Annotated in this window: 23 protein-coding genes and 1 tRNA gene; 10 read left to right on the top strand and 14 right to left on the bottom strand. The window is 64.6% G+C overall.

The window, feature by feature from the left end; genetic code table 11:
• Positions 1-2: 2 nt before the first annotated feature.
• Complete coding sequence (locus tag BMI91_RS07505) at positions 3-893, bottom strand: DMT family transporter (protein ID WP_244176585.1); 891 nt, start codon at positions 891-893, stop codon at positions 3-5.
• The gene (locus BMI91_RS07500; protein WP_078604529.1) at positions 890-1714 is read right to left on the bottom strand and encodes an alpha/beta fold hydrolase; all 825 of its coding nucleotides are present in this window, start codon (positions 1712-1714) and stop codon (positions 890-892) included. The genes BMI91_RS07505 and BMI91_RS07500 overlap by 4 nt, the downstream gene beginning before the upstream one ends.
• A 63-nt stretch (positions 1715-1777) precedes the next feature.
• On the opposite strand from BMI91_RS07500, the gene BMI91_RS07495 reads away from it, so the two are divergent.
• The gene (locus BMI91_RS07495) at positions 1778-2368 is read left to right on the top strand and encodes a hypothetical protein (protein WP_078604528.1); all 591 of its coding nucleotides are present in this window, start codon (positions 1778-1780) and stop codon (positions 2366-2368) included.
• A gap of 7 nt (positions 2369-2375) precedes the next feature.
• On the opposite strand, the gene BMI91_RS07490 is transcribed toward BMI91_RS07495, so the two are convergent.
• The 5 genes from BMI91_RS07490 to fabA form a co-directional block, all read right to left on the bottom strand.
• A complete protein-coding gene (locus BMI91_RS07490; protein WP_078604527.1) occupies positions 2376-3047 on the bottom strand; it encodes a haloacid dehalogenase type II in 672 nt (223 codons plus the stop codon).
• A 51-nt stretch (positions 3048-3098) separates the two neighbouring features.
• Positions 3099-3878 (bottom strand): pyrroline-5-carboxylate reductase family protein, encoded by a 780-nt coding sequence (locus BMI91_RS07485; RefSeq protein WP_078604526.1) that lies wholly within the window; start codon positions 3876-3878, stop codon positions 3099-3101.
• Between the two features lie 230 nt (positions 3879-4108).
• A complete protein-coding gene (locus tag BMI91_RS07480) occupies positions 4109-4897 on the bottom strand; it encodes an enoyl-ACP reductase FabI (RefSeq protein WP_078604525.1) in 789 nt (262 codons plus the stop codon).
• A gap of 30 nt (positions 4898-4927) precedes the next feature.
• A complete protein-coding gene (fabB, locus tag BMI91_RS07475; protein ID WP_078541827.1) occupies positions 4928-6157 on the bottom strand; it encodes a beta-ketoacyl-ACP synthase I in 1230 nt (409 codons plus the stop codon).
• A gap of 31 nt (positions 6158-6188) precedes the next feature.
• Positions 6189-6698 carry a bifunctional 3-hydroxydecanoyl-ACP dehydratase/trans-2-decenoyl-ACP isomerase gene (gene fabA, locus BMI91_RS07470; RefSeq protein ID WP_075776914.1) on the bottom strand — a complete coding sequence of 170 codons (510 nt, stop codon included), beginning with the start codon at positions 6696-6698 and terminating at the stop codon, positions 6189-6191.
• 151 nt (positions 6699-6849) lie between these two features.
• Here fabA and irrA point away from each other — a divergent pair, with 151 nt between their 5' ends.
• Complete coding sequence (irrA, locus tag BMI91_RS07465) at positions 6850-7275, top strand: iron response transcriptional regulator IrrA (protein WP_078520235.1); 426 nt, start codon at positions 6850-6852, stop codon at positions 7273-7275.
• 74 nt (positions 7276-7349) lie between these two features.
• On the opposite strand, the gene BMI91_RS07460 is transcribed toward irrA, so the two are convergent.
• From BMI91_RS07460 to BMI91_RS07430, 7 genes are all read right to left on the bottom strand, one after another.
• Positions 7350-8297 carry an AEC family transporter gene (locus tag BMI91_RS07460; RefSeq protein ID WP_078604524.1) on the bottom strand — a complete coding sequence of 316 codons (948 nt, stop codon included), beginning with the start codon at positions 8295-8297 and terminating at the stop codon, positions 7350-7352.
• The gene (locus BMI91_RS07455) at positions 8297-9100 is read right to left on the bottom strand and encodes an MBL fold metallo-hydrolase (RefSeq protein WP_078604523.1); all 804 of its coding nucleotides are present in this window, start codon (positions 9098-9100) and stop codon (positions 8297-8299) included. Before BMI91_RS07455 ends, BMI91_RS07460 begins: the two co-directional genes overlap by 1 nt.
• Entirely contained in the window at positions 9097-9915 is an 819-nt protein-coding gene (locus tag BMI91_RS07450; RefSeq protein WP_078604522.1) for a TatD family hydrolase, read from the bottom strand. The genes BMI91_RS07455 and BMI91_RS07450 overlap by 4 nt, the downstream gene beginning before the upstream one ends.
• Before the next feature lie 22 nt (positions 9916-9937).
• Entirely contained in the window at positions 9938-11062 is a 1125-nt protein-coding gene (locus BMI91_RS07445) for a DNA polymerase III subunit delta' (RefSeq protein WP_078604521.1), read from the bottom strand.
• Positions 11063-11277: 215 nt separating this feature from the next.
• The gene (tmk, locus tag BMI91_RS07440) at positions 11278-11892 is read right to left on the bottom strand and encodes a dTMP kinase (protein ID WP_078604520.1); all 615 of its coding nucleotides are present in this window, start codon (positions 11890-11892) and stop codon (positions 11278-11280) included.
• A 6-nt stretch (positions 11893-11898) separates the two neighbouring features.
• Positions 11899-13074: a D-alanyl-D-alanine carboxypeptidase family protein gene (locus tag BMI91_RS07435; protein WP_078520229.1), complete on the bottom strand. Its 1176-nt coding sequence runs from the start codon at positions 13072-13074 to the stop codon at positions 11899-11901.
• Positions 13075-13089: 15 nt separating this feature from the next.
• Positions 13090-14055, bottom strand: coding sequence for an SPOR domain-containing protein (locus BMI91_RS07430; protein WP_078605090.1), 966 nt, complete (start codon positions 14053-14055; stop codon positions 13090-13092).
• A 182-nt stretch (positions 14056-14237) separates the two neighbouring features.
• Between BMI91_RS07430 and BMI91_RS07425 the strand changes: the two genes are divergently transcribed.
• From BMI91_RS07425 to BMI91_RS07390, 8 genes are all read left to right on the top strand, one after another.
• Positions 14238-14327 (top strand) — tRNA-Ser (locus BMI91_RS07425).
• Between the two features lie 368 nt (positions 14328-14695).
• Positions 14696-15856 carry a transporter substrate-binding domain-containing protein gene (locus tag BMI91_RS07420; RefSeq protein WP_078604519.1) on the top strand — a complete coding sequence of 387 codons (1161 nt, stop codon included), beginning with the start codon at positions 14696-14698 and terminating at the stop codon, positions 15854-15856.
• Positions 15853-16509 (top strand): ANTAR domain-containing response regulator, encoded by a 657-nt coding sequence (locus BMI91_RS07415; RefSeq protein WP_078604518.1) that lies wholly within the window; start codon positions 15853-15855, stop codon positions 16507-16509. Before BMI91_RS07420 ends, BMI91_RS07415 begins: the two co-directional genes overlap by 4 nt.
• A gap of 41 nt (positions 16510-16550) precedes the next feature.
• Complete coding sequence (locus BMI91_RS07410) at positions 16551-17786, top strand: urea ABC transporter substrate-binding protein (RefSeq protein ID WP_078520575.1); 1236 nt, start codon at positions 16551-16553, stop codon at positions 17784-17786.
• 105 nt (positions 17787-17891) lie between these two features.
• Positions 17892-18764, top strand: a complete 873-nt coding sequence (locus BMI91_RS07405; protein WP_078520226.1) for an ABC transporter permease subunit — start codon at positions 17892-17894, stop codon at positions 18762-18764.
• A 1-nt stretch (position 18765) separates the two neighbouring features.
• Positions 18766-19836, top strand: a complete 1071-nt coding sequence (locus BMI91_RS07400) for an ABC transporter permease subunit (RefSeq protein ID WP_078604517.1) — start codon at positions 18766-18768, stop codon at positions 19834-19836.
• Positions 19836-20552, top strand: a complete 717-nt coding sequence (locus BMI91_RS07395) for an ABC transporter ATP-binding protein (RefSeq protein ID WP_078604516.1) — start codon at positions 19836-19838, stop codon at positions 20550-20552. Before BMI91_RS07400 ends, BMI91_RS07395 begins: the two co-directional genes overlap by 1 nt.
• On the top strand, positions 20545-21258 hold the full coding sequence (locus BMI91_RS07390) for an ABC transporter ATP-binding protein (RefSeq protein ID WP_078604515.1): 714 nt from the start codon (positions 20545-20547) through the stop codon (positions 21256-21258). The genes BMI91_RS07395 and BMI91_RS07390 overlap by 8 nt, the downstream gene beginning before the upstream one ends.
• Positions 21259-21275 lie beyond the last annotated feature (17 nt).

Raw genomic sequence — 21275 nt, 5'->3', positions numbered from 1 at the left:
GGTCAGGCGGGGCGTTGCGTGGCGCGCGCAGGCCAGACCTCCAGCAGGCCAGCGCCCAGCACCAGCGCGCCGCCTGCGATCTCCAGCGCGGCAAGCCGTTCGCCCGCGATCAGCGCGGCGGAGACCGCGCCGACGAGCACCTCGCTCATAAGCAAGATTCCGATCCGTGCTGGTTCGAGCCGCACGGTCGCCCACATGAGCCCGGCCGTCGCTGCGCCCCACCAGAACACCCCGGCGGCACCGATCAGCCCAACCGACGCTGCCCAATCGACGCCGCTCGAGGGAAGGGGCGCAAGGAACGGTGCGAGGCAGAGCGCGGTAAGGGCCGCGCCGAGTGCGAAGACGAAGGTGGCGGGGCCGGGCGAGAGCGTCGATCTGGTGCGCATCCCCGTGGTCGCGACCGACCAGATCACGCCGCCTACAAGCGTCATCCATTCGCCCAAGCTGCTGGGCAAGGGCAGGCCGCCGCTTGCGCCCAGCATAAGGCCGAGCCCCGCGAGGCCAATGACGATCGCGGCCAGTCGCAGGCGCGAGACCGGCCAGCCCAGCACGAACCGTCCGATCAGCACCGACCAGACCGGGGTGAGAAACCACAGCAGGATCACCAGCGCGACGCGGCCGTAGAGAAAGCCGATCGAATAGAGCGCAAAGGCCGCCCCGCCGAGCGCGACCGAGATTAGCGCGGCTGGCGTGGCGGTGGCGAGTTCGTAGCGCTTGGTCCAGGCGATGGGCGCAAGGGCCACGCAGGCGACCAGGGTGATCGCGACCGTGCCCCAAGCGCCCGCCAGGCCGTGCCCGTCGAGCGCGCGCACCGGGAGCCAGTAAAGCCCCCAGAGCGCGCCCGTGATCAGCGTGATCGCGCTGGCAATGAGGGTGACACGGGCCTCGCTCACCCTTTGATCCGTTCGACCCATGCTTCGAGGGCTGCAAGCGACTCGGGTTCGTCGAGGAAGGGGATATGGGCGCGGTCGGCGACGCGCGCATAGATCATGTCCGGGCGGCGGCGCTGCATCTCGTCCACCGTGGCGTCGCTCAGCAGATCGGAATTCGCGCCGTGGGTCAGGACGATCGGCAGCCCTTCGGTGGCCTCGAAGAGCGGCCAGGCGGGCTCCACGCCGCCCTTGAAGACGCCGAGGAAGGCATCGCGCAGGGCCGGGTCGTAATTGATCTTCAGCCCGTCATCGGTCTCCACGTAGTGGTGGCGGACCTCCATCGCCCAGCGATTGGGCGGCACCTTATCGAAACCGATCATCGCCTCGGGCAGCTTTTCAGCCATTTCGGCATAGCTCTTCGCCGCCGGGTTGCGCCCGATATAGTCGAAGATCTTGTTCAGCCCCTTCTCGTCAAGAACAGGCCCGACATCGTTCAGCGCGAGCCCGGTCATGCGCTCTTTCGAGGTCAGCGCCAGATACATCCCCACGAGGCCCCCGCGCGACGTGCCGAGGATTGCGGCCTTCTCGATCCCCAGATGATCGAGCAGTTGCAGCGCATCCGCCGCTTCGCGCGGCACGGTATAGGTTTTCTCGCCGGTCCAGTCGCTCTCGCCGCGGCCGCGATAGTCCATGCAGATCAGACGCACGTCCTTGAGATGCGGCGCGACGTAGTCGAAATCGCGGGTGTTCCGCGTCAGCCCGGACAAAGCCAGAATCGGCACGCCGCTGCCACTGTCGCGATAGGCGATCTTCGCGCCATCATCCGCGGTAAAGAATTCCATTACGCCGCTCCTCTCTGGATTGCTGACCTGTCAGCGATCATAGTGCGTTAGAGGGAGATCGCCATGGCTGACACACTGGAAAGATTACACGAAAGACTGAGTGCGCTCGAAGACGAAATCGAAGCGGAATGGGAGCGCAGGCGCGAGGCGATGGCGTTCCGGCTCGACCATAACCGGGTGGTGTTCGAGGCGGGCGTTCGCGATGCGCATCGGCAGGCGCGGGTGGGGCTGTTGCGCTTCCTGTCCTATGCGCGCCCGATGGTCATTCTGACCGCCCCGGTGATCTATTCGCTGATCGTGCCCTTCGTGCTGCTCGACCTTTTCGTGAGCCTCTATCAGGCGATCTGTTTTCCGATCTACCGCATCGCCAAGGTAAAGCGCTCCGATCATATCGTGGTCGACCGTCAGCATCTGGCCTATCTCAACACGTTGCAGAAGCTGAACTGCGTCTATTGCGGCTATTGCAACGGACTTCTGAGCTATGCCTACGAGATCGCCGCGCGGACCGAGCAATATTGGTGCCCGATCAAGCACGCGCATCGGGTGAAGGGGCCGCATCTGCGCTACCGCGATTTCGTGGAATACACGGATGCGGAAGGGTTTCAGGCGCAGACGATGCGGCTGCGGCGCGCGCTGCGCGAGATGGACGAGTGAGCGCTTCTCAGAGGTGGTCGGGCACCGCGCGCAGGTCCGTCAGGATCGCCGCGGGTTTATAGGGCAGCCGCTCGACCGGGGCGCCCGCGCGGTTGACCCAAAGGACGTGGAAGCCCGCCTTGGCCGCGCCCGCCGCATCCCAGCCGTTAGACGAGATGAAACAGGTCTTCTCCGGTTCGACGCCCATCTTCTGCGCGATCATGTCGTAGACGGCGGCGCGGGGTTTGTAATGACCGATCTCGTGGATCGAGAGCACCTCGTCGAGCAGATGCCCGACCCCCGCCGCATGAACCGCAGCCCCCAGCATGTCGGGCGCGCCGTTAGACAGGATCGCACGTCCGACACCGCGATGGTGCAGCGCATCGAGCATCTCGGGCACTTCGGGGAAGGCGGGCAATTCGCGGTAAAGCGCCATCAGCCGCTCGGCCAGATCGGGATCGTCGAGATCCTGCGCCGCCATCGCCCAATCGAGCCCGTCGCGGGTCAGCTGCCAGAAATCGACGTAATCGCCCATCACCTCGCGCAGCCAGCTATATTCGAGCTGCTTGCGCCGCCAATCGGCAGCAAGGCGCGGCCAGATCTCGGTCAGGCGCGGCTCTTCGGCGGCCAGATTGCGCGCGGCGGCGTCGACGTCGAAAAGCGTGCCGTAGGCGTCGAAGACGCAAAGCTGTATGGACATGATATTTCCTCCCGAGCCACAGCCTAGCGTTGGCGGGGCCGGGTGCAAGGGTCAGTAGATGTCGCGCGAGGCTTGCGTCGCGGCGGCGAGCCCTTCGGCCAGACGCTCGGCAAAGCCATTGTCGCGCAGAGTGGTCAGGCCCTTGGCCGTCGTGCCCGCGTAGTCGATCATCTCCTGCACATGGGTCTGAGGCGTCGGGCCCTCGCCCATCATCTGCCCGGCCGAGAGGAATAGCTGGCGCACGGCGCGATCGGCGATCTCGGGCGGGACGCCCTGATCCTCGGCATGACGCGCCATCGCGGCGGCGCAGGCCGCGACGAATCCCGGCACCGGGCCGGTCATCGCGGTGAAGAGGTCGATCTGGGCCTCGTCGGTGAGTTCGTCCGTCTGCCCGCAGGCCTCAAACAGGGCCCGGGTGCGGGCGCGGTCGTCTTCGGTCACGGCATCGCTCGCGAACCATGGGCTATAGGCGAGGCCCTTTGCTGCCGCCGGGCTCGACATGGCGCGGATCACGCGGGGGCTGGCGCTGATGCGGGTGAGCTCGGAGAGCGGCACGCCCGCCATGACGGAGATCACCAGCTTGTCCTTCGCGTCGATCCTGAGGTCTCGGGCAGCGGCGGGCGGCACGCAGAGGATCACCACGTCGCAAGCCTCTACCAGCACCTGCGGATCGGTCAGCACGTTCTCCGGCGGGAAGCCCTCAATGTCAGGCCGCGCGCCGGAGCGGTTGGCCATCAGAAGCGACTTGGGCTCCGCGCGCCAGAGCGCCTCGGCAATCGCTGCGCCGAGCATTCCTGAGCCGATGATGCCGATGGAGAAATCGAGTGCCATGCGCGCCTCCCTGCGTGTTCGCGAAAGCCTAACGCGGGGCAGGGGATGGGGGAAGGGAGGGAATGGGTAGCATGGCGCGCGCCGGCCCGTCCCCGCGGGCTGGCGCCTTGGCCAACCACGCGAAACGCAGCCATGTTCGAGGTATGTGGCGTGGATAAAGCGCTGCCGCACAGAGCGAGGACCGCGCCACCCCACGGGCCGGCGCGCGCCCTGCTTGTGATTGGCTGAGCTTACAGGTTCTCCGCCGCGGGCATGCCCATGACGTGATAGCCGCTATCGACCGAGATGATCTCGCCGGAGGTGCAGGCGCCATAGTTCGAGAGCAGATAGACGGCCGTGCCGCCAATCGCTTCCAGCGTCGCGTTATGGCGCAGGGGCGAATTGTGCTCGGTGTGGCGGAAGGTCTTGCGCGCGCCGCCGATCGCAGCGCCGGCCAGCGTCTTCATCGGGCCGGGCGAGATCGCGTTCACGCGGATGCCGTCGGGGCCCAGATCGGCCGCCAGATAGCGCACCGCCGATTCCAGCGCCGCTTTCGCCACGCCCATCACGTTGTAATAGGGCGTCACGCGCTGCGAGCCCATATAGGTCAGCGTGATCATCGAGCCGCCTTCGTTCATCAGTTCCGAGGCGCGCTTGGCCACGTCGATGAAGCTGTAGCAGGAGATCGTCAGCGAGTTCTTGAAGTTCTCGCGGGTGGTGTTGATGAACCGGCCCGCAAGCTCGGACTTGTCGGAATAGGCGATGGCGTGCACGACGAAGTCGATCGAGCCCCATTCCTCTTTCAGCTTGGCGAAGGCGGCGTCCATCGAGGCGTCGTCATTCACGTCCACATCCAGCAGGAATTTCGAGCCCACGCTCTCGGCCAGCGGTTCGACCCGCTTGCCGAAGGCTTCGCCCTGATAGGAGAACGCCAGTTCCGCGCCTTGCTCGGCCAGTGCCTTCGCGATCCCCCAAGCGATTGAGCGCTCGTTGGCGACCCCCATCACGAGGCCGCGCTTACCCTTCATCAGTTCCGCCATTCCCGTCCCTGCCGCCGTTTGTTCTTGCCGTTAGTCTTTATACTTGCTCATCACGAGCGACGCGTTGGTGCCGCCGAAGCCGAAGCTGTTCGACAGGACCGAGTCGAACTCGACATTGTCGATCCGCTCCATCGCGATCTCTTCCGGTTTGATCTCCGGGTCGAGCTCGGTGATGTTGGCCGAGGCCGTGATGAAGTTGTTTTCCATCATCAGCAGCGAATAGATCGCCTCATGCACGCCGGTCGCGCCGAGCGAGTGCCCGGTGAGCGATTTGGTCGAGGAGATCTTCGGCACGTTTTCCTCGCCGAAGACGCGGCGCACGGCCTGCACTTCGGTCACGTCGCCTGCGGGCGTCGAGGTGCCATGCGCATTGATGTAGGAAATCTTGCGGCCTTCGGGCAGGGTGCCGACCGCGAGCTTCATCGAGCGCTCGCCGCCTTCGCCCGACGGCGCCACCATGTCGTGGCCGTCCGAGGTCGCGCCGTAGCCGGTGACTTCCGCGTAGATCTTCGCGCCGCGCGCCTTCGCGTGCTCGAGTTCCTCCAGCACGACGACACCGCCGCCGCCTGCGATGACGAACCCGTCGCGGGTCGCGTCGAAGGCGCGCGAGGCCAGCTCGGGCGTGTCGTTATATTTCGACGACATCGCGCCCATCGCGTCGAACAGGCAGCTCAGCGTCCAGTCCAGTTCCTCGCCGCCGCCGGCGAAAACGATGTCCTGCTTGCCCATCTGGATCAGCTCGGTGCCGTTGCCGATGCAATGCGCCGAGGTCGAGCAGGCCGAGGTGATCGAGTAGTTCACGCCCTTGATCTTGAACGGCGTGGCCAGACAGGCCGAGTTCGTCGAACTCATGCAGCGGGTGACCATGAACGGCCCCATCCGCTTGGGCGAGCCCTTCTCCATGACGATGCGATGCGCCTCGAAGAAGTTCGAGGTCGACGGACCGCCCGAGCCCATGATCAGGCCGCTGCGCGGGTTCGAGATGTCGCTCTCTTCGAGACCGCTATCGGCCAGAGCCTGCTCCATCGCGATGAAGTTATAGGCCGCGCCCGGACCCATGAAGCGCAGGTTGCGCTTGTCGATATGGTCCTCGAGCGTGATCTTCGGCTGGCCTTTGACCTGGCTGCGGAAGCCGCGCTCGGCGTAATCCTCGGCGAATACGATGCCGGATTTGCCGGCCTTCAGGCTGGCGGTGACTTCTTCGGCATTGTTGCCGATGGGCGAGACGATGCCCAAACCGGTGATGACGACGCGGCGCATGCGGGCCTCCTGTCTTGTCTGTCTATGGGGGTCAGCTCTCGGAGAGCGCGACCTTCATGTCCTTGACCTCGTAGATCACGTCACCGTCGGCCTCGACGATCCCGTCGGCGACACCCATGGTCAGGCGACGCGTCTGAACGGCCTTGGTGAAATCGACCTTGTAGGTCAGCATTTTGCGATCCGGGCGGACCATGCCTGTGAGCTTAACCTCGCCCACGCCAAGCGCATAGCCGCGACCCTGCCAGCCGCGCCACCCGAGGTTGAAGCCGGTCAGCTGCCACAACCCGTCGAGGCCGAGGCAGCCCGGCATGATCGGATTGCCGGGGAAATGGCATTCGAAGAACCACAGGTCGGGGGTGATGTCGAACTCGGCGACCACATGGCCCTTGCCGTGCTTGCCGCCATCGCCCGAGATGTCGGTGATGCGGTCCATCATCAGCATCGGCGGCGCCGGAAGCTGTGCATTGCCGGGGCCAAACAGCTCCCCGCGTGCACATTTCAGAAGATCTTCTTTCCCGAAGCTCGTCGGAAACCCAGCCATCGGCGCTCCTTCCCGGTTTTGGCGTGCTTTTGCATCCCTCTATCACCGCGTGGCCGCGTGGCGCAAGGGCGACGGTGACAGGCCGCGCCCCTGCGCGGTTGCATTGAAACCTGAGTGGAAAAGTCTCATATAGGTACCGAGGAGACATGACATGGCTGTGACGAATTCGACCGAACAGCGCCGCGGGCAGGACTGGCTGAGCCGTGGCGGGCTGCGCCCGACCCGTCAGCGACTGGCGCTGGCCACATTGCTCGTTGGCGATGGGGAAAATCGTCATGTCACGGCCGAAAGCCTCTACGCGGCCGCCTGCGATGCGGGCGAGAAGGTCTCGCTCGCCACCGTGTACAACACACTCAAGGCGTTTTGCGACGCGGGGCTGATGCATGAGATAACGGTGGACGGCGCGCGCAGCTATTTCGACACGCGTATGGACGATCACCCGCATTTCTTCTGGGAAGACGACAACCGTCTGTCGGATGCCCCGGCCGAGGAGTTGAAACTCGCCTCGATCCCGCAGGCTCCCGAGGGCGCCGAGATCACCCGCGTCGACGTGGTGATCCGTGTCCGTAAGGCGTAAGCTGCCCTTCTTCCAATTGCCCTAAATATCCCGGGGTGAATGGCCGCAGGCCAAAGGGGCAGAGCCCCTAAACCTCACGGCAATATCGCAAGCCAGCCCCAGATCGTCAGAATCGACAACGCCGTCGCGATCAGCACGGCCGAGGCCGCGACCCTGCGCGCCACCCCGTAGATATTCGCGAAGAGATAGGCGTTGACCCCCGGCGCCATCGCCGCCGTCAGCGTGGCGGAACGCAGCGCGGACGTGTCCACCTTGAAGGCGAAATGCGCGAGCCCATAGGTGATCGCCGGATGCAGCATCAGCGACAGGCCCGTGACCATCGCGATCGCCTTCGCATCGCCTTCGGGACGATAGCGATAGAGCACGCCACCCAGCCCGAACAGCGCCGCAGGCAGTGCTGCGCGCGCCATCATATCCATCCCCTCGCGGATCGGATGGGGCAGGGGCTGGCCGGTCAGCGTGGTGAGGATCTTGATCGCGAAGCCGGTCAGGATGCCGATCACCAGCGGGGTCCGCAGCACGCCGATCAGTGCGTTGAGCCCGACGCGCCCCAGCGACGTGCCGGTGCCCGACGAGCGCACCATCTCCATCGCGAGAATGCCGATCGTGTAGAGGAAGGGCGAGTGCACCGAGATGATCGCGAAATTGCCCGACAGCGCATCGGTGCCGTAAGCGCGCTCGGTGATCGGCACGCCCAGCAGCAGCGAATTCGAGAACAGGCAGGCGAAGCCGATGGCGACGCTCTCCGGACCGTTGCGGCCTATCATGCGCGCACCGGTGATGCCGATGGCGAAAGAGATCAGTGCGCCTGAATAGAACGCGGCCATCATCGCCCAGTTATAGCTCTGCGTCAGGTCGAGATTGGCGATCGAGCGTGCCAGCAGCACCGGCACTGCGAAGTTCTGCGCAAAGCGCATCAGCCCGTCGACCGCGCCTTCGGAGAACAGCCCGCGCCAGGCCACGACATAGCCGAAGCCGATGACGAGGAAGACCGGCAGGATGACGTCGATCAGAACGCTCATCAGAGGCCGAAGTCCAGAACCATCCCGTCATGGGCAGGGCGAATGTGATCCGGCGTTTCCTCGGCGACGGTGTCGTGGTCGAGGTCGATATGCATGTTGGTCAGCACCGCGCTCGCGGGCTGCGCACGCTCGATCCATTCCAGCGCGCGGGCCAGATGCGCGTGGGTGGGGTGCGGCGTGCGGCGCAGCGCGTCGAGTACCCAGCAATCGAGGCCTTCGAGATAGGCCCATGCCTCTTCGGGAATGTCCGAGACGTCCGGCAGATAGGCCAGCCCGCCGATCCGAAAGCCGAGCGCGTCGATATTGCCGTGCTCGACGCGGAAGGGCTGAAACTCGATCGAGCCGCCCGCGCCGGTGATCTGGAAGGGCCGCTCGCGATGGATCGATTTCAGCTCGCAGATCGGTTTGTAATTGCTGTCCGAGGGCTGGACGAAGGCATAGGCGAAGCGGTCCAGAAGCGCGGCCTCGGTATCGGCATCGGCCCAGACGGGCAGGCGGGTGCGCATGTTGAAGACGATCTGGCGCAGATCGTCGAGCCCGTGGACGTGATCGGCATGGCTGTGGGTGTAGACCACCGCATCCAGCTCGCCCACGCCCGCGGTCAGCAGTTGCTGGCGCATGTCGGGCGTGGTGTCGATCAGGACCCGCGTGGTGCCCGATTGTGAGACCCGCTCGACCAGCATCGAACAGCGCAGCCGGTGGTTCTTCGGATTTGCCGGGTCGCAGTCGCCCCAATTGTTGCCGATGCGCGGCACGCCCCCCGAGGAGCCGCAGCCGAGGATCGTGAAGCGCATCCGACTCATGCAGCGATGCTCCCCCGCTCGCCATGCTCGGCGGCTTTCCAGAACAGGCGGTCGAAATTGGCCTGCGTCGCGGCGGCGAATTCCTCCAGCGGCAGGCCGAAGACTTCGGCGCCGACCTTGGCGGTGTGCGCCGTGTAGGCGGGCTCGTTGCGCTTGCCGCGATAGGGTGGCGGCGCGAGATAGGGGCTGTCGGTCTCCACGAGGATCCGCTCGAGCGGTGCGCTCGCGAAGATGTCGCGCACCTCCTGGCTTTTCGGGAAGGTCGCGATGCCGGACATCGACAGGTAAAAGCCCAGATCGACCGAGACCTGCGCGAGACGCGGCCCCGACGAATAGCAATGCATGACGCAGGAGTAGGGCTTGGCCTTCATCCCCTCGGTCAGGATCGCTTCCATGTCCTCGTCGGCATCGCGCGAATGGATGATCAGCGGCAGACCGGTTTCCTGCGCGGCCTCGATATGCAGGCGCAGGGATTGCTTCTGAACCTCGGCGCTCTCGGCGGTGTAGTGATAATCGAGCCCGGTCTCTCCGATGCCCACGAATTTCGGGTGTTTGGCCAGTGCCACCAGTTCGTCCACCGTGGCCATCGGCTCTTCGGCGACGCTCATCGGATGGGTGCCTGCGGCGTAGAAGACGCCGCGATGCGCCTCGGCGATGGCGCGCACGGAGGGCTCGTTCTTCAGCTTGGTGCAGATCGTCACCATCCGCGTCACTCCGGCGGCGTTCGCGCGGCTGATGATATCGTCGCGCTCACCGTCGAAATCGGGGAAATCGAGATGGCAATGGCTGTCTGTGATCTCGGGCGGGAGGGTCAAAATCGGCTCCTTTCGCGCCGCATCAGGAAGCGGCGGCTGTGATCTCCAAGACGATATCCATCACGAGCGCGGCAGGGTCAAGGTTGACCGCCCGACCGTGGGCGGCGCGTGCCCCCATGCTCTGATGGAGGGCAGCCCATTTCATCGCTGCCTGATCGTCAGGCGACAATCGTGCGAGGAGCTGCGCCTCGCCGGGCGACGCTTCGGGATGCGCCGGGCCCATCACGCCCGCGCGCGCAGTGCGCGAGAGAAAGAGGTCGATCAGGTTCAGGACGAGGATGAAGCGGTTCTCGTTCGCCTTGCCGACACAGCTTTCGGCCAGCGCCAGCGCGCCCAGACGGTCGAGCCGGGGCAGGGTGCCCATCAGATCGACGAGCTTGGCATAGGTCGTCATGCCGTCCTGATTGATCAGCCGGATCGCGGCACCGACGGAGCCACCCGACAGCGCGGCCAGCGCGTGGTGGTCGAGATCCGGCGGCTCGCCCTCCTCTTCGGCGGCGGCGATGGCAGCTTCCATCTGATCTGGCGTGAGCGTGCCCAGCCGCAATTCCCGACAGCGCGAGCGGATCGTCGGCAAGAGCCGCGCGGGCTGATGCGCGATCAAAAGGAAGGTGACGCGCGGCGGCGGCTCTTCGAGCAGTTTCAGCACCGCGTTGGCGGCCTGGGTGTTCATCTCGTCGGCGGCGTCGATGATCACCACCCGCCGTCCGCCCTCGGCAGCCGACAGATGCAGGAAGGAGCGCAGCTTGCGCACCTCATCGACGCGAATGTCCTGCGACAGCGCGGATTCGGTGGCGTTCGCGCCACGCTTGAGCACGAAGATGCCCGGCTCCGATCCGGCGTGGATACGGCTGAGCGCCGGGTGGTTCGGATCGGGATCGAGGCTGGTGGGCTGTTCCGGCTCGCCGAACAGGCCCGGCCCATTGTCCTCGGGCTGGGTCATCAAGAAGCGGGTGATCCGCCATGCGAGCGTCGCTTTGCCCACGCCGCGCGGTCCGGTCAGCAGCCAGCCGTGATGCAGCCGCCCCATGTTGAAGGCGTCGAGGAAGTCCTCCTCGGCCCGCGTCTGACCGACCAGACGCAGCGTGTCGCGCGGGTGTCGCGCACCGGGCGCAAGGGTTGGATCGGGAAGGTCGGCGAGGCTCATGGCGGCACTCTAGTTGCGCGCGCGGGCGGTTTCCAGCGGGGTTTTTGCGGAATGCTGTCGGCGCGGGGCGACCAGCCCCGGGCCGCGCCCGACCCTCCCACCGGGAGGGCGCATTGGCGATGACATCGCGGGCACGCGGGTTTTCCTGGGCTTTCGAGATAAAACGCCAAGCCACCAACGTTGCGAAGCGCCCACCCGAGGGTCTGGCGCTGCCCTTAGCTCTGCAGTTCCGCCTGCACGGCACGCAGCACATCGGCGGCAATCGCATCGGCCTCGCGCGCGCCGTCGATTACCCGGAAGCGGGGCGCGAATTCCTCGGCCAGCGACAGGAAACCCGCGCGCATCTTTTCCTGCAGGCCGACGCCGAAATCCTCGAACCGCTCCTCGGTGCCTTGCCGCCCCTTTGCGCGCGATAGCCCCACAGCGGGGTCGATGTCGATCAGGACGGTCAGGTCCGGCTCGCGCCCGATCATCAGGGCGTGCAACTGATCGACCACCGCGCGCAGATCGCCGCGCGAGAGGCCCTGATACATCCGGGTCGAATCCGCGAAACGATCGCAGATCACGACCTTGCCTGCGGCGAGCGCTGGTTCGATCACGCGCTCCAGATGGTCGCGGCGCGCGGCGGTGAACAGAAGGATCTCGGTCTCGGCCGACCAGCGGTCGGGATCGCCCTCAAGCACCAGCCGCCGGATTTCCTCGGCCCCCGGAGAGCCGCCGGGTTCGCGCGTCAGAACAACCTCGCGCCCCGCGTCCCGCAGGGTTTCGGCCAGCATCCGCGCCTGTGTGGATTTACCCGATCCGTCGATCCCCTCGAAGCTGATGAACATGCGCGCTTAGCTGTTCACCCGTTCCATCGCGGCCTCGAACGCCTTGCCCGACAGCCGCGCCAGCGCCGCTTTCACGCGCACGACAAAGCCGCCTTTCTTGACGTCCTCGGTGGCGACGAGCGGCACTTCGTTGGCGTTGTCGAGGCCCGGCACGGTGATCACCAGCTTGCCGACTTCCTGACCTTGCTTGATCGGGGCCTGCAGCGGTCCTTTGAACACGGCCTCGGCAGTCACCTTGTCTTTCGAACCCGCGGGAACCAGCAGCGACAGATCGGTTTTCGGCGCAAGGCCGACGGTCGATTTGCCGCCCAGCCAGACCGGCGCCTCGGCAAGCTGGGTGCCCGCCTTCGCCACGTCCTTCATCACGAACTGACGGAAGGCCCAGTTCGCGACCGCTTCGCCTTCCGACCGGCGCGACTGCTCGGAGGGCATGCCTGCCAGCACGAAGACGATGCGGCGCTCGCCCATCACCGCGGAGCCCACGAGGCCGTAGCCCGCTTCCTGCGTGTGGCCGGTCTTCATGCCATCGGCCTTCCAGTCGGCGGCGCGGATGTCCAGCAGAGGATTGCGGTTCTCGGCATTGGCCGGGGCGCGATCCTTATAGTTGAAATGGGTCTCGCTGAAGAAGTGATAATATTGCGGGAAATGGGTGATGATCCGGCTCGCGACGATGCCGAGATCATGGACCGACATGCGCTGGCCGGGGTCGGGCCAGCCGTTCGAGTTGGCGAACATCGAGTTCTTCATGCCCAGCTCATGCGCGCGCTCGGTCATCAGGTCGGCGAAGGAGGACTCCGAGCCCGCCAGCCCCTCGGCCACCACGACGCAGGCGTCGTTGCCCGAGTTGATGATGATGCCCTGGATCAGATCCCGCACGGTAGGCCGGTCGGTCGTGTTGAGGAACATCGTCGAACCGCCCATCGACTGCGCATGCTCGGACACCGGGAAGGTTGTATCCATCGTGACCCGGCCATCTTCCAGCGCCTCGAACAGCAGATCGAGCGTCATCAGCTTCGACATGGACGCCGGGGGCAGCGGGATGTCCGCGTTCTTCGCCATCAGGACGGTCTTGGTCGACAGGTCATAGACCCAAGCCGCATGGGCCTTGGTGTCGAAGGCGGCGGCGGGCAGGGCGAACAGGCAGGCTGCAAGCGTGGCGGCGATCAGGCGAATGAAGGTCATATCTTCTGCGTAGTCCTATTTCGAGACGGGGTAGGCGTCGGGATAGCCCAGCCCGTGAATTTTGGTCTTGAGCGCGTCGAGGTCGGATTTCGTGGGCGCAGGGCCCGCGATCACGCGCCAGAAGGTCTTGGAGTGGCTCTGTTCCTTCTTGATCTCGGCGATCACGCCCGCCTTGGCCATCTGGCTCTGGGCGCGTTTCGCATTCGCCTCGACGGAGAAGATGCCGATCTGGATATAGCCTGCGCCGGTGCTCATTTTCGGCGTGCTCGGCTGCGGAGCCGCCGCAGCTACCGGGGCTGCGGGGGCGGGCGCCGGGGCAGGGGCCGCACCGATTGCGGGCTTGGCGGGTTTCGCTGCGGGCTTCGGCGTGCCTTGGGCCTTCGCGATCCCAGCCGCTGCGGTCGAGGTTACCTCGTCGAGCGACTTCTGCTCCACCTCTTCAGGGGCCGCGATCACCGGCTTGTCGACGAGCGGCGCGGGCTTGTCTTCCTTGACCGGAACCGTCTCGCGGCGCAGCGCCACGACGGAAAGCTCGGTCGGCGCGCCCGCCAGCAGCCCCAGCGCATCGGCCGCGTCCGAGCTGACCTGCAGTTTCGGGCCGGGATTGTCGGTCTCGCGCTTGAACAGCGCCCCGATCACGAATTTGCCGTTCGACGGGTTGCGGATGATCACCCGCTCGGGGTCTTTCACGTTCGGATGCGCGACCCAGACGCCGCCCAGCGAGGGGCGCCCGTCCCACAGGCCCTTTTCATCGACAGAGAAGACCTGCGGCGCTTCGACGTCGCGCTCGATCATCTTCTGGCCGTTTTCGGTGACGGTTTCGGCGTCGCCGGGGCTCGCGGTCTCGTCCGCGGGCTTCTTCTTGAACATCCCGAACGGGGAGCCGCCGCTCTCCTGACAGCCTGCCAGCGCGATCCCCGCGCCCAGCATCAGGGCAAAGCCCGTCACCCGCTTGCGCGTCATCTTATCCTGCTCAGTCATCCTGTGCCCCTTTTCGCGCGGTTTGCCCGCCTCTTGCCTGCGCGTCTGCACCGCTTGCGCCATGCGTTACGCGCGATCCTAGCGATTTGCAGAGCCCGTGAAAAGCTGCCCCAACGCCCACGCGCGGAAAACGGCGCGCAAGACTTTCAGAATCGCGTGAAGCGGTCTAAGCGAAGCCGGTCGGAGGAGTGGCAGAGTGGTTTAATGCACCGGTCTTGAAAACCGACGTAGGTGAAAGCCTACCGTGGGTTCGAATCCCACCTCCTCCGCCAGCGCATCGCTTCCATGCCCAAGAGCGATCCCGTCGCACGTCGGCAAAGCCTCCGCCCTAAGGGGGACGGCCCATTCTCCGGATATCACAGCTTCAGGGAAGGCGAGCCCCTTTTGCATCCGGGTTGCGCTCAATTTGCGGGCAGTCTGCTTTCGGAACAGCTTCAATAACGTGCATGTGTGGGCATGAGAGGGGGGCGGCCACAGCGAAGCAACATGTCTATTGACACCTTCGTGATCGATTCCCTAGCTTGAGGTAAGCGCCGAGCAAATGTGCTCGTCATGGCGCGTTGAACCCTCAGATATGTCGGCAATTCCGCCTCCAAAGCAGTTTCTGCTTCTGGGGGTTTTTGTCGTTGGAAGATCGAAAATGACACGTCTCGACCTACAGATCGGCCTGCTTTTCTCGACCACCGGCGCATACGGTAGAGTGGCGCATACGCAGCTCAACGGCGCGCAGCTTGCCTGTGATGAGATCAACGCGGACCCGAGCGCGGCGGTTATCTTCGACCCCATCCATGTCGATCCCGAGAGCGATCTGCACAAATACGCGCCGGCGGTGCAGAGCATGTTCGACCAAGGCATCCGCCATATCTGCGGCTGCTACACCTCGTCGAGCCGCAAGGAAGTGATCCCGCTCTTCGAGAAGCATGACGCGCTGCTGTGGTATCCGACGCATTACGAAGGCTTCGAGAGCTCGACCAACGTCATCTACACGGGCGCGGCGCCGAACCATCACATGTCGCCGCTCATCGATTTTCTCTGCGCCCGCTTCGGCCGCCGCGCCTATTGCATCGGCTCGAACTATATCTGGGGCTGGGAAAGCAACCGGGTGATGCGCGAGGAACTTCAGCGGCGCCGCGGCGAAGTGGTGGCGGAGCGGTATCTGCCGGTCGGCGAGACCGATATGGACGCCATCATCGAGGAGATCCTCGAGACCAAGCCTGATTTCGTGTTCAACGCGCTGATCGGCGAGTCCTCTTACGCGTTCTTCCGGGCGTTCCGGGAGACCTGTGAGGCGCGCGGCATCGAGCAGACCACGCGCTTCCCGATCGCGAGCTGTAACCTCTCGGAGCCCGAGCTTCGCGCGATCGGCCCGGTAGGGGCGGATGGGCAGATCAGTTCCAGCGTCTATTTCTCGTCCCTCGCGGGTGAGCGCAACAAGCGCTTCGTCGAGGCCTATGGCAAAGCCTTCCCCGAGGGACCTGTCGTTTCCGCCGAAGCCGAAGCCGCTTATGTCGCCATTCATATGCTCGCGAAATCCATCGCCGATGCGGGTACCGCGTCGGTGGGGGCGGTTCTCGAAGCGGCTGCGGGTCAGGTGTTCGACGCGCCGCAAGGCCGGGTCACGATCGATCCCGAAACCTACCATGCCTCGCTCACGCCCCGGATCGGGCTGTCGCGCGCGGATTTCGAGTTCGACATCCTGCTCGAAGCGCCCGAACCCATCGCGGCCGACCCGTATCTTGTCTCCTCGACGACGACCTTCGAGCCGGCGGAGCGGCGCAGGAACGTGAGGGTGGTTCAATGAAGACACCCCGGATCGCGCAAAACTTCCGCGGCCGCAGGGCCGTCATCTTCACCACCGAGGGCCGTTCGCTGGGCATTCTCGAAACGACATTGCGTCGGCTGGGGCTGGAGCCGGATACCCGTCCCGTCTCGCCGCGCCAGGTTTTCGAACTGCCCGAAGACCTGAGCCCAGAGGCCGACCTCGTCATCATCGACGGCGACCTAAACCTGCCGCAGGCTTGGCCCGAGAGTTTCAACCTGTCGCCCCAGCATGCGCCGTGTCCGACGGTCGGGCTGGTCGGAACGGAAGCGCCGAGCCGTCTCAAGGCGATGCTCCAACTCGGGGCCGCGTCCTTCCTGCAAAAACCGATCCATAGCGGCGCCGTCTATTCCGCTCTCTATCTGGGCGTGAACGCGTTCGAGCAAATCGACGGCCTCAAGGCGAGCCTCGACGATATGGGCGAACGCCGCCGCAAACGTATTTACGTCATCAAGGCTGTCGCGGCGCTCATGCGCCAGCGCGGGCTTAACGAAGATGCCGCATATGACCTTCTGCGAAAGGAGAGCATGCGCGCGCGCGTCAGCGTCGAGGACCACTGCGAGTCCCTGATGCTGGCAAACCCGGACAGCGATCTCGATCGCGGTGAAACGAAAAAGAGGTGTCAGGCGCGCTAGCCCAGCAAGGCACCCGGAAAAACCTCAACAAGGAGTTGAAAATGACCAGGAAACTGATCAGCACCGCTTCGGTGCTCGCTACCCTATTGTCTTTTGCAGGGCCCGTGATGGCTCAGGACGCCGAGCCGATCAAGATCGGTGTGCTCGAAGACCAGTCGGGGGATTTCGCCCTCGCGACCATCGGCAAGGTGCATGGCATCCAGCTGGCCACCAAGGAAATCAACGACGCGGGCGGTATCGCCGGTCGTCCGATCGAGCTGGTGACCTACGACACCCAGTCGGACAACACGCGCTATCAGGAATTCATGCGCCGCGTGCTGCAGCGCGACAAGGTGGACGTGGTCTTCGCGGGCTTCTCCTCGGCCTCGCGTGAAGCCTATCGCCCGATCGTCAACCAGTTCGACGGTCTGGCCTTCTACAACAACCAGTATGAAGGCGGCGTCTGCGACGCGAACATGATCGTCACCGGCGCGGTGCCGGAGCAGCAGTTCTCGACGCTGATCCCCTACATGATGGAGAAGTACGGCAAGAACGTCTACACCATCGCCGCCGACTACAACTTCGGTCAGATCTCGGCCGAATGGGTGCGCAACATCGTCAAGGACAATGGCGGCGAGATGGTGGGCGAAGAGTTCATCCCGCTCGGCGTGTCGCAGTTCTCGCAGACCATCCAGAACATCCAGGCGGCCAAGCCCGACTTCGTGGTGACGCTGCTGGTGGGCACGGCGCAGTCGTCCTATTACGAGCAGGCCGGTTCGGCGAATGTCGACCTGCCGATGGCGTCCTCGGTGAACGTGGGTCAGGGCTACGAGCATAAGCGCTTCACGCCCCCGAGCCTGAAGGACATGTATGCGACGGTGAACTATGTCGAGGAAATCGACACGCCGGAAAGCAAGGCCTTCGTCGAGAAGTTCCACGCGATGTTCCCCGACGAGCCCTACATCAACCAGGAAGCCGAGAACTCCTACGCGGCGGTCTATCTCTACAAGGAGATGGTCGAGAAAGCCGGCGGCTCTACCGCTCTGGAAGATGTGCGCGCCACGCTCGCCGATGGCAACCTGTGCTACGACGCGCCCGAGGGCGAGATGTGCATCGATCCGAAGAGCCAGCACACCTCGCACACGATCTATCTGGCCCATGTGCTCGAAGATCACTCGATCGAGTTCCCGAAGAAATGGGATGACATCAAGCCCTACTGGCTGGGCGATGTCGGCTGCGATCTGACCCAGAACGATCCGAGCGACCAGTACACCCCGTCGCACCTGCCGACGGAGTAATCCGACACATCGCGGATGCGGAGCCCCTTGGCTCCGCATCCGTCCCCTCCCGGATTTTCCTGCCCGGATTTCCCTGAACGACGGCCACCAAGAAAGGGACGGTCTATGGAGTTCCTCTACTCTCTTTTCAGCTTCTTCTATCAGTTCGGAGACGCGTTCGCCTTCCTCGTGCTCAGCGCCTGCGGCCTCGCGGTGATCTTCGGCATGATGGGCGTGATCAACCTCGCGCATGGCGAGTTCATCCTCTGCGGCGCCTATGTCTCGACGAGCGCCACCCATATGGGCGTGCCCCTTCCGATCGCGATCGCGCTGGGCTCTCTGGCCGCCGGTATCGCCGGGATGATCGTCGAGGTCGTGGTGATCCGCCCGCTCTACAAACGTCCCCTCGATACGATCGTGGCCACTTGGGGGATCTCGATGATCGTCACCCAAGGCACGCTGATCGTGTTGGGCACGACGATGGCGGGCAGCGGCACGCCCTTCGGCAGCTTCACCGTCGGCGACTATTCCTATTCGATCTACCGCATCGTGCTCGTGGTGATGGCGCTCGCGACGCTGGCCGCCTTGTGGCTGATGTTCACCAAGACGCGATTCGGCATCCTTGCCCGCGCCACGATCCAGGTGCCGCATGTGGCCGAGGCGCTCGGGGTCAACACCAACCTCATCTACAGCCTGACCTTCGGTCTGGGCGCAGCGCTCGCGGGGCTTGCCGGTGGGCTTTACGCGCCGACGATGACGCTCGTGCCGACGATGGGGGCCGCCTTCATGGTCGAGGCTTTCGTGACCGTCGTCGTGGGCGGCGCAGACATCTTCCTCGGGACGGCGCCTGCCGCGGTCGTGCTTGGCTTCATCAAAGCGTCGCTGACCTCCTGGCAGGGCCAGCTTGCCGGTCAGATCGGCATGCTCATCGCCGTCATCATCGTGATCCGCATCCTGCCGCGCGGCATCAGCGGCAAGATCCTGAAAGAAAGGGCCTGACGTGAGCAGCGCATCCCGTTTCACTTCCATTCTGAAGCTCATCGAGGGGCCGCAAACCCTCGGCAAGGGACCGAAATTCTGGTCGGGCTTCAGCGTCGTCCTGCTGGCCGCCTGCGCCTATCCGGCCTTCGCGGACAGCTACGACGTCGGCAATAACGTCTACTTCTTCAACTGGCTCTTCATGGCGATGGGGCTGAGCCTGATCTGGGGCTATGGCGGGGCGCTGAGCTTCGGCCAGACCGCCTTCTTCGGGGTCGCGGGCTACGCCTACGGGGTCCTGACGATCAACCTCGGCGACGCCTACGGCCTGACGCTGCTCTCGCTGGTGCTGGCGGTTGGCCTGAGCGCACTTTTCGCGGCGATCCTTGGCTACTTCCTGTTCTTCGGGCGCATCAGCGGCGTGTTCCTCGGCATCGTGACGCTTTCGGTGACGCTGGTGCTCGAGCGCTTCATGGCGCAGACGGCGGGGCCCGAATGGGCGATCGGCAAGGCGCGTCTGAACGGGTTCAACGGTATGGGCGCGATGCCCTCGCTGACGATCCCGTGGCCGGGCGGCAATATCGTGCTCTATCCGGATGTGACCCTCTACTACGTCACGCTGGCGCTGCTGCTGGTCTGCTATCTCGGCCTGCGCATCCTCGTGAATTCGCGCTTTGGCAATGTCATCGTGGCGATCCGCGAGAACCCGATGCGCGCCGAGATGCTGGGCTATGACGTGCGCAAGTATCAGCTGGCGACCTTCGTGATCGGCTCCGCGCTCGCCGGGCTGTCGGGAGTGCTCTACACCTCCTGGGGCAACTACATCACGCCCGCCTCGATGGGGATGACGGCGGCCTCACTGCCCATCGTCTGGGTCGCGGTCGGCGGACGCACGGACCTCACGACCACGATCATCGGCACGCTCGCGGTGCTGATGGTGTTCCAGTCGCTCACGATCTACGGCAGCCAATACGCGCTGATCGTGATGGGGACGCTCTTGGTGATCACCGTGCTGATCGCCCCGCGTGGCATCGTCATCGCGCTGATCTCGCCCTTCATGCGCCGGAAATCCAAACTGGAAGGAGAGCGGTGATGGCCATTCTCGAAACACGCCAGCTCAACAAGCATTTCGGCGGGCTCCACGTCACGGGCAATGTCGATTTCGCGCTTCAGCCCGGAGAGATGCACTGCCTGATCGGTCCCAACGGGGCGGGCAAGAGCACCTTCTTCAAGCTGATCCTCGGCGAGCATCTGCCCGATAGCGGCGCGATCCTCTATGACGGCGAGGAGATCACCCGTGCGAAGCCGTTCGAGCGCATCCGCAAGGGGATCAGCGTGAAGTTTCAGGTGCCCGGCATCTTCAAGGAACTGAGCGTCCAGCAGAACCTGACGATCGCGCTTCAGCACCATGTCGCGCCCGAGATCCTGCAAGAAGAGATCGACCGGCTGCTGGCGTTCCTCAAACTCTCGCAGGACCGCAAGCAGCTCGCCGGCAATCTCAGCCACGGGCAGAAACAGTGGCTCGAGATCGGTATGGCGGTGGCGCTGAAACCGCGTCTGCTGCTGCTGGACGAGCCGACCGCAGGGATGACGCCCGACGAGACCTTCGCCACCGGCGAGATGCTTCAGGAACTCAACCGCGAGGGCATGACCTTGCTCGCCGTCGAGCATGACATGGCATTTGTGCGCCAGATCGCCCACCAGGTCACGGTGCTCCATTTCGGCAAGATTTTCGCGCAGGGCACCATCGACGAGATCACCGCCGATGAACGTGTCGCCGCCATCTATCTGGGAGAAGTCGATGCGTAAGGATGTCCTTCTCGACGTGATCGAACTCAATGCGGGCTACGGCGGCAAGCCGGTGCTGCAGGGCGTCGATTTTCAGGTCCGCGAGGGCGAGATCGTCGCCGTGATCGGGCGCAACGGGGTCGGCAAATCGACCCTGATGAAAACGCTGATTGGGCTGTTGTCGACCGACAAGGGGTCGATCAACCTCGACGGCGCGTCGATCGACCTGCTCTCGGCGCATAAACGGGCGCGCAAGGGCATCGGCTATGTGCCGCAGGGCCGCGATGTCTTCCCGCGCATGACCGTGCTCGAAAACCTGCTCGTTGGTGAAAGCATCGCGGGCAAGTCCACCCCCGGCAAGGTCGATGAGATCTACCGCTATTTCCCGATCCTCAAGGAGCGCGCCGATCAGCGGGCGGGCACGATGTCGGGCGGTCAGCAGCAGCAGCTCGCCATCGGGCGCGTGCTGATGGGCGATCCGTCGATGATCCTGCTCGATGAGCCCTCCGAGGGGATCCAGCCGAACATCGTGCAGGACATCGCGCGCATCATGGTCGAGCTGAACCGCGAGACCGGCGTGACCGTCGTCTTCGTGGAGCAGAATGTCGACATGATCCGGGCGATGGCGCAGCGCTGCTACGTCATGGACAAGGGCCGGATCGTCGCCGAGCTCGACCGCGAGATGCTGCAGGACCGCGACACGATCCGACGATACCTGTCGGTCTGATCTCCCCGGAACAATCA

The sequence above is a fragment of the Thioclava sediminum genome, from assembly GCF_002020355.1.
Classification (GTDB): Bacteria; Pseudomonadota; Alphaproteobacteria; order Rhodobacterales; family Rhodobacteraceae; genus Thioclava; species Thioclava sediminum.
This window is presented reverse-complemented; position numbering and strand designations above follow the sequence as displayed.